Origin of the sequence: Rothia sp. HMSC069C03, from assembly GCF_001811075.1 — a bacterium.
Classification (GTDB): Bacteria; Actinomycetota; Actinomycetes; order Actinomycetales; family Micrococcaceae; genus Rothia; species Rothia mucilaginosa.
Genome location: NZ_KZ627135.1, coordinates 102,296 through 114,342 on the forward strand (window position 1 = coordinate 102,296; position 12,047 = coordinate 114,342).

Annotated in this window: 11 protein-coding genes; 9 read left to right on the forward strand and 2 right to left on the reverse strand. The window is 58.2% G+C overall.

Going from position 1 to position 12,047, the window contains the following annotated elements:
• Positions 1-245: 245 nt before the first annotated feature.
• Positions 246-659, reverse strand: a complete 414-nt coding sequence (locus HMPREF2779_RS02560) for a DoxX family protein (RefSeq protein WP_105360751.1) — start codon at positions 657-659, stop codon at positions 246-248.
• 264 nt (positions 660-923) lie between these two features.
• Here HMPREF2779_RS02560 and HMPREF2779_RS02565 point away from each other — a divergent pair, with 264 nt between their 5' ends.
• The 4 genes from HMPREF2779_RS02565 (at position 924) to ilvA (ending at position 5,932) form a co-directional block, all read left to right on the forward strand.
• The gene (locus tag HMPREF2779_RS02565; RefSeq protein WP_105360752.1) at positions 924-1,808 is read left to right on the forward strand and encodes a Cof-type HAD-IIB family hydrolase; all 885 of its coding nucleotides are present in this window, start codon (positions 924-926) and stop codon (positions 1,806-1,808) included.
• 197 nt (positions 1,809-2,005) lie between these two features.
• Positions 2,006-2,998, forward strand: a complete 993-nt coding sequence (locus HMPREF2779_RS02570) for a Bax inhibitor-1/YccA family protein (RefSeq protein ID WP_105360753.1) — start codon at positions 2,006-2,008, stop codon at positions 2,996-2,998.
• Between the two features lie 172 nt (positions 2,999-3,170).
• Entirely contained in the window at positions 3,171-4,445 is a 1,275-nt protein-coding gene (locus HMPREF2779_RS02575) for an AI-2E family transporter (RefSeq protein ID WP_105360754.1), read from the forward strand.
• Between the two features lie 233 nt (positions 4,446-4,678).
• Complete coding sequence (gene ilvA / locus HMPREF2779_RS02580; protein ID WP_070667094.1) at positions 4,679-5,932, forward strand: threonine ammonia-lyase; 1,254 nt, start codon at positions 4,679-4,681, stop codon at positions 5,930-5,932.
• Positions 5,933-6,090: 158 nt separating this feature from the next.
• Here the strand turns inward: ilvA and greA are convergent, their stop codons facing one another.
• Positions 6,091-6,588 carry a transcription elongation factor GreA gene (greA, locus tag HMPREF2779_RS02585; protein ID WP_044150727.1) on the reverse strand — a complete coding sequence of 166 codons (498 nt, stop codon included), beginning with the start codon at positions 6,586-6,588 and terminating at the stop codon, positions 6,091-6,093.
• Between the two features lie 418 nt (positions 6,589-7,006).
• Between greA and mca the strand changes: the two genes are divergently transcribed.
• The 5 genes from mca (at position 7,007) to HMPREF2779_RS02610 (ending at position 11,975) form a co-directional block, all read left to right on the forward strand.
• Positions 7,007-7,978, forward strand: coding sequence for a mycothiol conjugate amidase Mca (mca, locus tag HMPREF2779_RS02590; RefSeq protein ID WP_070686246.1), 972 nt, complete (start codon positions 7,007-7,009; stop codon positions 7,976-7,978).
• 266 nt (positions 7,979-8,244) lie between these two features.
• Positions 8,245-9,054 carry a polyprenyl diphosphate synthase gene (gene uppS, locus HMPREF2779_RS02595; RefSeq protein ID WP_070686248.1) on the forward strand — a complete coding sequence of 270 codons (810 nt, stop codon included), beginning with the start codon at positions 8,245-8,247 and terminating at the stop codon, positions 9,052-9,054.
• 74 nt (positions 9,055-9,128) lie between these two features.
• Positions 9,129-9,656 carry a prepilin peptidase gene (locus HMPREF2779_RS02600; protein WP_070686250.1) on the forward strand — a complete coding sequence of 176 codons (528 nt, stop codon included), beginning with the start codon at positions 9,129-9,131 and terminating at the stop codon, positions 9,654-9,656.
• Positions 9,657-9,782: 126 nt separating this feature from the next.
• Positions 9,783-10,289 (forward strand): NUDIX hydrolase, encoded by a 507-nt coding sequence (locus HMPREF2779_RS02605; RefSeq protein WP_005506863.1) that lies wholly within the window; start codon positions 9,783-9,785, stop codon positions 10,287-10,289.
• Positions 10,290-10,703: 414 nt separating this feature from the next.
• Positions 10,704-11,975, forward strand: coding sequence for an MFS transporter (locus HMPREF2779_RS02610; protein ID WP_233992220.1), 1,272 nt, complete (start codon positions 10,704-10,706; stop codon positions 11,973-11,975).
• Positions 11,976-12,047 lie beyond the last annotated feature (72 nt).

Sequence of the window (12,047 nt, forward strand, 5' to 3'; positions counted from 1 at the left end):
GGGGGGGGGGGTACATGTCTGGGGGGTGGTGTTTGGAGTTTAAAAGGCGATGCCCCCGACCCGTACTATCGGGGGCATCGTGGAGTGACGGTGCGGGGTGCCGCATTCCGCGCACTCTCTTCACCGCGGGTAGATGCGGTCGTCCTTTGCCGGAATTAGGACGGCCGGCGGTGAAATCTGGTGAACCTATCGGTGATTGCCTGCCTTCAGGAATCATGTGTGTGAGGCAGGAGGCGGTTCAAAGCTTACTTGCGGCGCGCGGTGATTAGCGCGTCGATGGAGAACTTGCCTGCGCCGGTGAGGGTGAGGGCTGCCGCTACTGCGGCGAGGGTGAGGACGTATTCGTAGCCGCCCTTGGATGCGGAGAAACCTGCTGCGAGGTGGACGAAGAAGAGCGCGCCGCTCATGGATACGACGGATGCGGCTGCCGCGATGCGGGTGCCTGCACCCAGGATGATCATGATGCCGCCGACTAGCTCGGTTGCCATGGCGAAGTATGCTGCTGTAGCTGCCATGGGGATGCCCATCTGTTCGAAGGAGGCGGTGGTGCCCGCGGGGGTCCATTCGAATGCTTTCTGGGATCCGTGCATGATCATGACGAAGCCGAAGACGAGTCGGAGGATGAGCAAACCGGTGGATTTCATGGTGTCGTTGTTCATGCCTTCAAGCTTGACAGGTAAAGTTTTACACTTCAAGTAAATTCAGTTCGTAGAGGAAAAGGGCGCAAAAAAGCAGTGAAAATGGGACTAAAAAGTGACCTGTGCCCTAAAATGGGGGTTTTAGATGACGTTTTGTGACGGCGCTCCATACTCCAAAAACACCCGCATACCGTCTTCTGGAGCTCAAAACGTGAGACCCTAGAGGAGACACAGGCACAGACGCACCCCCGCCTGAATGGGGTAGCAGGGCCAGAAAGGCACAGCATGCAGACTAAACCCTCCATCATTGCCGTCGATATGGATGGCACCTTCCTCACCGACTCCAAAACTTTCGACACCGAACGTTTCTCGCGCATCCTGCCTCGCCTGCGGGTGCTGGGCATTCACTTTGTTGTGGCGAGCGGAAACACCTACGCCAAGCTGCAGGACTATATGCGCGGCTTCGAGAATCAGGGTCTTATCTATATCGCTGAAAATGGTGCGTACCTTGCTGATGAGAGCGGTCAGCTTGCCGTGCATCCCTTTGAAGAAGAGGACGTGCCGCGCATTATTGAGGTAGTGCAGGGATTGGATCAGATTGGTCTGCTGGTCTGCACCACCGAAGGTATCTACCTGCCCAAGGACCGTTGCGATCAGATTGTTCACATGATTCGCGGCTATTTTGAAGACACCGGTCAGGAGCTTCCCGAAACCCTCACGCTGGAGGATTTTGCGGCGTTCTTCTTCCCCGGCTCGGTCATGGTTGACTCTATTGAAGATTTTGAGGGTGCACCCATTAAGTTCCCGCTGCTGACCCCGCCTAAGCAGACGCAGCAGTTGAGCGTTTACCTGCGTGAGGCTCTTCAGCAGACCGTTACCCCGATGGTTAGCGGCTTCGGTGCCATTGATCTGGTGCGTACCGGTGTCAATAAGGCGACCGGACTGAAGGACCTGTGCGAGCGTCTGGATGCTGACCCGGCGGGCATTCTTGCCTTCGGTGACGGCGAGAACGACATGGAGATGCTCCGCTACGCGGGCTGGGGTGTTGCCATGTCTAATGCCCCGGAGGTTGTGCGAAATGCTGCCGATGAGGTGATTGGCTCGAACGAGGAACAGGCAGTTCTAGGGTATCTGGAGCAACTCCTGGATTGTTTGGAAGCTTCGCACTAGACGCTTCACAAAGAGGCGCGCAGGAGGGTCTGCGTGCGGGGCGGCGCGGGCCTGGGTGAACCTCAGGTAAACACCGCCCTGAAATATTCTGGCAAGGTCGCTAGAAGCCCATGCTGGTAACGAACAGCGCCCGTGAGCACAGAATCTATCCGATATAATTAACAGAATTAGTTTTGTACCCGTTTAAGGAGAGAAAGATGGCGGGAAACCCGCTTCTGAATTCAATGACGAAGAATGTCACTCAGGGTGACTCTCGTTTCGGTCGTTTTGGTGCGCAGCCGCAGCAGACCAGCCAGCAGGCGCAGTACGGTCAGCAGGCACAGTACGGTCAGCAGCAGACCTATGGCCAGTACGGTCAGCAGTATGATCAGCAGGGCTACGGCCAGAACACCTACGGCCAGCAGCCCTATGGCCAGCAGTATGGTCAGCAGGCACAGTACGGCCAGCAGGCACAGTACGGCCAGCCGTACGGTGAGGCTGACTACGGCGTAGCAGCCCCCACCTACTCGGAGCCCATCCCCGCCGGTGAGCGCCTGACCATGAACGATGTCTTGGTTAAGACCGGTATCAACCTGGGCCTGGTCGCTGTCGGTGCCGCTGTTGCATGGAATGCACCGGTGCTGCTGCTCCTGGGCATGGTTGGCGGTCTGGTCCTGGGTCTGGTGAACTCCTTCAAGAAGAAGGTTTCCCCGATTCTGGTCATGACCTACGCGCTCATGGAAGGTCTGCTACTCGGTGGTCTGTCCGCTGTTGTGGATATGCGCTACCCCGGCGTGGCAGTTCAGGCGGTTCTGGCAACCCTCGTGGTTGCGGGTGTGACCCTGGCTCTCTTCGCCAACGGCAAGATTCGCACCACCCCCAAGCTGAATAAGATTTTCATGATTGGTGCGCTCAGCTACCTGGGTTACGGCCTGGTGTCCATGCTGACCGCGGGTATCTTCGGTTCCTCGCTGAACAGCTTCTCTATTGGTGGTATTCCGCTGGGCCTGGTGGTTGGTCTGTTCGCTGTTGCGCTGGCAACCTACTCGCTGCTGCTGGACTTCACCACCACCTCCGAGGCTGTGGAGGCTGGCCTGCCCGAGCGTGAGTCTTGGCGCCTTGCTTTCGGCCTGACCGCTTCTCTGGTCTGGCTGTATGTTGAGATCCTGCGTGTTCTCATGTACCTGGCAAGCATCTTTAGCAACGACTAAAGCTCACTTTGAGGCGGCGGTACCGTGATGGTGCCGCCGCTTTCGCCGCTTTACTTCCCCGATGTATCGAGGCGCAGGGGAGGGGCGCAACAACATCACCACATACCGCCTCCGCTGGGGCAGCCGAAGCTGCCCCGCGCGGGCGCGACACCGATAACGAGTTGGAGACACCGTGAAAATTACACCTGTTGCAGAAGAGCATGTAGCCGAGGAGGAGCGCGGCTACCGGGTGCCTTTTGCTATGGAAGTTGCTGGTGCTTGGGCGTGGCGCATCATTATGATTGCCGGTGCCGGTTGGATCCTTTGGAAGGGCCTGGGGCACGTCTCCCTGCTGGTTATTTCTCTTCTGGTGGCTCTGCTGCTGGCGGCTCTGCTGAGCCCCGCCGTGATGCTTCTGCGTAAGAAGGGCGTTCGTGCCGGTAGCGCCGCGGCTATTGCCGAAATCGGTATGATTCTGGTGCTCGCCGGTATTATTTCGCTGACCGGTCAGCAGATTCTGCGCGGTTTTGTGTCCATGGCGGATAAGGCGATGCAGGGCTACCAGCAGCTGATTGGTTGGCTGAAGAACCTCGGCTACGAGTTCGGCGCCGACCAGATGAACCAGCTGTTGGATCAGATGGAGAGCGCTGTAACCAATAACCCCAGCTCCGTGCTGCACGGTGTGTCTCAGGTAGGTTCGACTGCGGCTGAGGTTGCGACCGGTACCCTGCTGACCTTGTTTACCCTGGTCTTCTTCCTGATGGAGGGTGAGCGTATCTGGCTGTTCGTCACTCGCCTCTTCCCGAAGGATGCGCGTGCCGCAGTCAACGGTGCGGGTCGCGCGGGTTGGAAGTCCCTGGGTGCGTACGTGCGCGTTCAGATTCTGGTGGCGGCTATTGACGCTATCGGCATCGGTATTGGTGCCGCAATTCTGGGTGTTCCGCTGGCTATCCCGCTGGGTGTGCTGGTCTTCCTCGGCTCCTTCGTTCCGGTGATTGGTGCCCTCATTTCCGGTGCTGTGGCTGTGCTGCTGGCGCTGGTTGCTCTGGGCCCGGTGCAGGCGCTGATTATGCTCGGTATTGTTCTGCTGGTTCAGCAGCTCGAATCCAACATTCTGCAGCCGCTCATTATGGGTAAGGCTGTCTCCCTGCACCCGCTGGCGGTTATTTTCTCGGTGGCTGGTGGATCCATGATTTTTGGTGCGGTGGGTGCTCTGTTCGCTGTGCCGACTCTGGCTGTGGTCAACGCGGTGGTGCGTTACCTGGCGAACCGTGACTGGGAGAAGGAAGCACCTCGTGAGGAGGAGTTCCTCTTCCCGCACGAGGTGGCTCGCCGCGAGCAGGCTGAGGAGAAGGCCCAGGAACGGCAGGAGAGCGTCAAGAATCTGGCCTCCCGGGTGCCGAGCCGTCAGAAGGCTGAGGAGCCTGAGAACCAGGCTTCCGAGGCTTCGGACTCCTCCGAAGACTAGGGGCCTGCATCGAGCGGGAGGTTTTGGCGTAGGGCACCCCGCCACCCTCGATAACGCACCGCTAACTCGTCCCGGCGATACCGCCGGCCGCGATGCCGTCTACGGCGGTGTCTCGCCAGGGGGCTACTTGCGACCGGGTAGCCCCCTTCGCTGTACCCATCCTCTAAAATGGGATGAGCAATACATCACCATCCCGCGCCCGCGGGACAACGCACCGTCAGAATGGAAAACCCGTGAGCGTAGATCTCGACTCCCTGCCCGTGACCATTACCGATATTGAACGTGCCGCAGAGCTGCTCGAAGGCGTTATTGAACGCACCCCGGTCGCCCATTCGCGTGCCCTGAGCCAGCGCCTGGGTTCCGAGGTGTTCTTCAAGTGTGAGAACCTGCAACGCGCCGGTTCGTTCAAGGTGCGCGGCGCGTATGTGCGCATGGCAAAGCTCTCCGAGGAGGAGAAGAAGCGCGGCGTCGTGGCGGCGAGTGCAGGTAACCACGCTCAGGGTGTGGCTCTGGCTGCTGACCGTCTGGGCATTAAGGCTCGCATTTACATGCCGCTGGGTGCGGCACTGCCTAAGATTACCGCAACCCGCGATCACGGCGCTGAGGTTGAGTTGCACGGTGTGACCGTGGATGAGGCTCTGGCGGAGGCGAAGCGCTACGCCGAAGAGACCGGCGCGGTGTTCGTGCACCCCTTCGACAATGAAGACATTATTGCCGGCCAGGGAACGATCGGTCTGGAAATCCTGGAGCAGGTTCCGGACGTTGACACCGTGATTGTGGGTGTTGGCGGCGGCGGTCTGCTGGCTGGTCTGTCCGCTGCTATCCGCGCGAAGGAGCAGAAGCTCGGTAAGAAGATCAAGATTATTGGTGTTCAGGCGGAGCACGCGGCGGCGTACCCGCTGTCGCTGGCTGCGGATGCTCTGGTGCCGCTAAAGAAGGTTTCCACCATTGCTGATGGTATTGCGGTGGGTCGCCCCGGCCAGATGCCTTTCTCCATCATCAAGGAGCTGGTAGACGATGTGGCGACCGTGAGTGAAGACGATATCGCTCGCGCCCTGATCTTCCTGATGGAACGTAACAAGCTTGTGGTGGAGCCTGCCGGTTCGGTGCCCGTGGCTGCGCTGATGAACGGCAAGCTGAAGGAAGAGTACGGCGACCTGGGTACCGTCGTGTGCGTGCTTTCCGGCGGCAATATTGACCCGATGCTGATGCTGAAGGTGATTCAGCGCGGTCTGTCTGCGGCTGGCCGCTACATGACCGTGAAGATGATGCTGTCTGACCGTCCGGGTGAGCTGGCGACCATTTCCCGCATTATTTCTGAGAATGATGCGAACGTGACCGGTGTGGATCACACCCGTGTGGGTGGTTCGCTGTCCATGGGCGATGTGTCGATTACGATCGACATGGAAACCAAGGGTGTGGAGCATTGCCGCCAGGTGATTTCTGCCCTGGAGGACGCGGGTTTCAAGCCCATCATCGTCTACTAAGCCGATATATTTATTAGCCGACGAGCTGTAATAGGTGCGCCTGCGACTTATAGGCAGAACGCAAGAATAGACACAAACAGTGCGGGGCACTGACCGTTGATGGTCAGCACCCCGCACTGTTTGTTTTATATCTAGCGCTGTCTCTTAGCTCTAACTTCTTAGCCCTGGTAAGGGGTTGCGGAGATAATCTTGGCGCTCAGTTCCTTACCGTTCGGAGCGGTGTAGGTGACCTCGTCGCCCTGCTTAGCGCCCATAATTGCTGCGCCGAGGGGGGACTTCTCGGAGAAGACCTTCAGGTCGCTACCTGCCGGCAGAGTGTCCTCAATTTCGCGGGAGCCGAGTAGGAACTTCAGGGTGCGGCCGGCAACCTCAGCTTCGATAACCATGCCGTGTTCTACTACGCCGTCGTCAGCGGGAGTGTCGCCGATGTGTGCGGTTTCCAGCAGGTGCTTGAGCTGCTTGATGCGCGCTTCGTTCTTCGCCTGCTCGTCGCGTGCTGCGTGGTAGCCGCCGTTCTCGCGGAGGTCACCCTCATCGCGTGCCTGCGCGATGCGGTCAACGATTTCCTGGCGGTACGGGCCGGAGAGGTACTCCAGCTCCTGGGTGAGGCGGTCGAAGGCGTCCTGAGTGAGCCATGCACCGGTGTTTTCAGCCATGCGTGTCCTTTGCTTATGCGCCGGCTCTGCCGGTGCGAAACGAATAAACCCGCTACCGCGTGCCGCGTTCAATGCGCGGCGGTACCGGTAACGGAATGAATCAACAGACCTATTCTAGAGCACCGGAGGATTTTCGGCTGTTATGCCGGTCGTATCTTCCCCTCTGGGCACATCTTCGCCGGTACGCACGCCGGTAGCTGAACACTCCGCCAGCATCATCCTGTTTCTTGCCAGTGAATCTGCTGATATGACGGCACGTTTCACGACGTCACACGGCGTCATCTGCGCTAGTGCACCGGCGCTATCCTTGGGTATCATACGAGAAGCTACAACCGTAAAATTTCTGCCGTGTAGCGCTCGTATTCGCGAATCACAGACACATCATCGACCCCTGGCGCATCACCTAAAGGAGACCACCGTGAGCGAAGCCATTGAACAGCTGAAGGCAAACCTGCCGACTCACCCTCCCGTGGACTCCCTCAAACCGCTGGAGGAGGACTACACCGGTCTGCGCATCCTCGCGGTGCACGCCCACCCGGACGATGAGTCCTCCAAGGGCGCCGGTACCGCCTCGGCGTATATTGCCCGTGGTGCCCGCTTCATGGTGGCGACGATGACCGGCGGCGAGCGCGGTGACATCCTGAACGAGGAGGTCGATAAGAGCCCGCGTGCGCACCGTGACCTGCCGGGTCTGCGCCGCGCTGAGATGGCGGCTGCCCGCGAGATTATGGGTATTGAACACCGCTGGATTGGCTTCTTCGACTCTGGTCTGCCCGAGGGTGACCCCATGCCGCCGCTTCCCTTCGGTAGCTTTGGCACCATGCCCCTGGACCGTGCCGCCGCGCCGCTCGTGCGTCTGGTGCGTGAGTACCGCCCGCACATCATCATCACCTATGACGAAATTGGCGGCTACCCGCACCCCGACCACATCATGACCCACAAGGTTGCCGTGGAAGCATTCGAGAAGGCGGGCGACCCGGATGCCTACGTGGGTGAGGGTGAGCCTTGGACCCCGCTGAAGCTCTACTACGACCGCGCATTCAACCCCGAACGCACCCTCGCCCTGCACGAGCATCTGCTCGATACGCACGGTGAGAGCCTGCTGAGCGGCTGGATTGAGAACCTCGCGCACCGCGCCTCCTCGGGGGAGGCACCTCGCCACGAGACTACGACCCGCATCCTGGTTCACGAGCACTTTGAGCAGCGCGATCAGGCTTTGCGCGCGCACGCCTCGCAGGTGGACCCGAACGGCGTGTTCTTCGCCGTGCCCAGCGAACAGCTGAAGGACATTTGGCCCTGGGAGGACTACACGCTGGCCGCCTCGCACACTGAGGTTCAGCTGCCCGAATCTAGCCTGGACGAGGGCCTGAGCGACTACTACGTTATCTAGGCTGGGGCGCATCGCCCCGCGCGTTACAATGATGCCCTTCACCCACGATATGAGTCGTAGGTGAAGGGCATCAACTATTATTAGGCGCGCGATGTCTGCACCCCCGCACGCAACTCCGAATGCCACAAATTTTGAGCCGATTCTCAGCCCAACCGCGATGCTGATTGCCGCGAAGGTACGGCGCGGCGGCGTAGAATAAGAGCTTGGACTCTTTCGTTATGAGCCCGCTGAATTATCTGCCACGACAGCCGAATGAGGTATGAGCCATGAGCGCCAACGCCCTGCCCGTGATTACTGTGCACGGCCACGCCAGCAACCCCGGCACTGTCACTGAGCCTACCGTCTATGAGCAGGCTCTGGCGCGCTCGCTGAGCCCCGAATCCCTGCCGGCACATATTGGAGTGCTGGTGGACGGTAACCGCCGCTGGGCGGCTCAGCGCGGCTTGAGCACCCGTGAGGGCCACGCCGCCGGTGCGGAGCGAATTATTGATTTTCTTGCGTGGTGTACTGAGCTGTCGATTCCGCAGGTGAGCCTGTACATGCTCTCCACTGAGAACCTGAAACGCCCCGAGAAGGAACTGACCGGTCTGGTCGCTGTGATTGATGCGTTTCTGGTGCGTCTGGTGGAATCCGCCTGCGGTCCGGTGCGCGCTATCGGCAATATTGACCTAATTCCTCCTCAGCTGCACGAGCGCCTGGATTGGGCGATTGAGCAGACTGCGCACCTGCCCGGTGTTCGCGTGAACATTGCGGTCGGTTACGGCGGACGCCAGGAGATTGTGGACGCGGTCCGCTCGGTTCTGCGTGAGGCCGCCGCTGAGGGCGCATCCTTGGACTCGCTTGCTGAACAGCTGAGCGTGGAGGATATTTCTTCGCACCTGTACACTGCCGATATGCCCGACCCGGACCTGCTGATTCGCACTTCGGGTGAGCAGCGCCTGTCCGGTTTCATGACCTGGCAGAGCGCGTATTCTGAGTTTTATTTCTGCCGTGCCCTGTGGCCGGATTTCACGCGCGTTGATTTTCTGCGTGCTCTGCGGGATTACGCGAATCGTTCCCGCCGATTCGGTTCCTAGACCTTAGATGCTCTAGCGCCGCTGGCTAGCAGTCTCTGGTAGTACAGCCTCCAGCAATACAGAATGGACGTTCTATGCTCGCTGAGCTTTCCCGCCTCTACAACGCTGGAGGCGCCTCCGTTATTGCCGCTTTGGTGCTCGGCAGCTACCTGCTGTATTTTCTGTGGTGTGCCCTGCGGCTGTGGCGTATTGACATGCGGGAGCACCGTCTGCCGCACCGCATCCTGATTCCTCTGGCTATTGCCACCTACACGGCGTTGCCGGTGTCTTTGCTTTTTGCCGGTCGCCCCGCCGATATTTGGCGTGTGATTGGTGCCGGTCTGGCACTGTGGTTCTGCTACCTGCTTCTGCGTATCCTGTCTTTTGGTACGCTGGGCCGCGGGGATGTGAAGCTTGCCGGTATTCTGGGCGGTGTGCTCGGGTACCTGTCTTGGGCGAATCTGGGGTGGGCGTCGCTGGTGACGTTCCTTGCCGGTGGTCTGGTGTCTTTGGCTCTGGTGTTGTTCACGAAGGTGCGTGGTAGCACCCGCATTGCCTTCGGTCCGTTTATGCTTCTGGGGGCGCTGGTGGCGTTGGCTGCTCCGGCGTATTCTCTGTGGTAGATTCCGAAGTAGGGTGACCGTCCGGCTAAATGGCGGGCTTGTTCTGTGTGCGGCTCGGGGCTGTTTGCTCTGCTCTCTGGCACCTATTCCCGGTAGATTTGCCGGGGCTTTTGAAAGGTTGATGTTATGCCTACTCCTCCCTATATCCGTAAGCTGCGTGAGCGGATTGGTTCGGATTACCTGTGGCTGTCCGGTGCGACGGCTGTGGTGTACCGTGAGCAGGATTCTAAGGTGCTGCTGGTGCGCCGTAGCGATAACGGGGCGTGGACCCCGATCACGGGCATTGTGGACCCGGGGGAGAGCCCCGCACTGACCTGCCTGCGTGAGGCGCAGGAGGAGGCGAACGTGCAGATTGAGGTGCTGGAGCTGGCGCAGGTGAAGGCTGACCCGCCGATGCAGTTCGGTAATGGTGACCGCTGCCAGTTCTTGGATCATACGTTCTTGTGCCGCTGGGTTTCTGGTGAGGCGAAGGTGAATGATGAGGAGTCTTCGCAGGTGCGTTGGGTGGATGTGTCTGACCCGGCGGAGCGTGCGTTGCTTTCGGAGCGGATGCTGGACCGTATTGATGCGGCGCTGAACTATGACGGCCACTGCCGTTTTGGTTTGGAGTCGGTGCCGCCGGAAGAGTACTAGACCGGCTGCTGGGGCTGAGTAAAAGCGACGAATGAGGCGTGTAGATACAGAGGGAGGGGCGACCCGCCGTCATGGCGAGTCGCCCCTCCCAGTATTTTTATGACAGTTTGTTACATGTTATTGGGTGGTTCTTCCTGTTTTTCTGTGGGAGTGGGGGACTGGAAGCCTGAATTTTGCCATGGTTTTATTTTGTTTTTGTCTTTTTTACCTTAATTTGCGTCTGTGTATCGAGTTATGAGTGGTTTGCATGAGATGCTTTATATATGACACGGGTTACATTGGGAGTGACGGCCCGTATTAGTCAGTAACCCGAGAAAGATTCGTTCACGTGATGTTCTGGTGAGCGTAGTCGCTTTCCTTTTACTCTGCCTATAAATCTTTAAGGCATGCCATTTTCTGTGAACTAGGATCATCGTGTTCATCACAATTGTTAGCAGCTATTTTGATGCGTGCTGGGAAGAGGAAAGCATGACAACACATAAAATACCCTGGAGAATCTACGTAGCCCTTATTGGCTCTCTGGTGGGTACAGGAATATATTCCTTCGCCCTACCCATTGCGATTCTCGCTAGTACAGGCGAAATTGGGCTGGCTGGCGTAATGGCGGTAGCCATGCAAATCCCCAATATCGCCTTGGCATATCCACTAGCAACCCTATCTGATAGTCTGCCTCGAAAACCTATGATTGTGATTGCCGGGGCAGTAAACATCCTCAGCATCCTTACCTTGGCGTTGATGATTGAGCAGCATATGCTGTCATGGTTCGCCATCGCCGCACTAGGATTTGTGAGCGGTGTCTTCTCTGAGCTGGCTGCTGCCTCAGAAGCAGGATATATTCCGCAGCTTCTCGGACGAGAAAACCTTCTTTCGTACAATGCACGTCGTGAAATTTGCGAGGGAATATCCGCAATCATTGCGCCCCCTACGGCAGGATTTATTGTTCTTGTCGCGGGTGCAACGGTCGGTCTTATCGTCCCGGTGCTCCTTTTCGGAGCGGCAACTATTTCATACGCAACGTTGCCATCCGTAGAGATGGAAACTAAAACTGAGCAACGCGAAACCGCACAACATGGGTTTATTCACCGCATGTTTGACGGTATCCAATACATGTTCTCCGGTGCTCCGCAGAGACTTATCCTTGTCTACACGTTCTTCTTGGCGGCAGCTACGGCATCGTATTCACTCATCATTATTTACCGCCTGTATGAGGAGCTCACTTTTGAAGCCTCAGTGGTAGGCATGATTATGGCCTGCAGCGGTATCGGTGGTATCGTCGCGGCGCTCATCATCGATCGTTTCCTCTCTTTCGAGAACACACGAGGAATGCTGCTGGTCGCCAACGTCGTATCCCTGCTCGGAATACCGCTGGTCACCATCAGCAATAACCCCGTAGTGCTCGGCGCCCTGCTCTTCATTCTGGACGTAGGATGGGCATCAGCTTTCATCTTCTCCAACAATCTGCGTGACTGCATTACACCGAATGAGCTACTGGGGCGAGCCAGCTCCCTTGACGGCGCCGTGTTTGGATTAGGAACGCTGTACTCGATGGGCGCGGTAGCACTGATGCTTGACCATCTCGGCTCCTTCAACGCTGCGCTTGTCGTCAGCATCCCGGCTGTACTCTGCCTCATCTACACGCTGGTCCACTATAAACAGTTCAAAGTGTTCAATATTGTTGAACAATAGCGAGGACCCGCTACCACCTTAATGACGGAGCAGAGAACACATACAGAGGGAGGGGCGACCCGCCGTCATGGC

Bases quoted from the DNA above. Each gene is read 5' to 3' on its own strand.
- HMPREF2779_RS02570 (WP_105360753.1), top strand. From the start codon at position 2,006: ATGGCGGGAAACCCGCTTCTGAATTCAATGACGAAGAATGTCACTCAG.
- uppS (WP_070686248.1), top strand. From the start codon at position 8,245: ATGAGCGCCAACGCCCTGCCCGTGATTACTGTGCACGGCCACGCCAGC.
- greA (WP_044150727.1), bottom strand. From the start codon at position 6,588: ATGGCTGAAAACACCGGTGCATGGCTCACTCAGGACGCCTTCGACCGC.
- HMPREF2779_RS02605 (WP_005506863.1), top strand. From the start codon at position 9,783: ATGCCTACTCCTCCCTATATCCGTAAGCTGCGTGAGCGGATTGGTTCG.
- HMPREF2779_RS02560 (WP_105360751.1), bottom strand. From the start codon at position 659: ATGAACAACGACACCATGAAATCCACCGGTTTGCTCATCCTCCGACTC.
- HMPREF2779_RS02565 (WP_105360752.1), top strand. From the start codon at position 924: ATGCAGACTAAACCCTCCATCATTGCCGTCGATATGGATGGCACCTTC.
- HMPREF2779_RS02600 (WP_070686250.1), top strand. From the start codon at position 9,129: ATGCTCGCTGAGCTTTCCCGCCTCTACAACGCTGGAGGCGCCTCCGTT.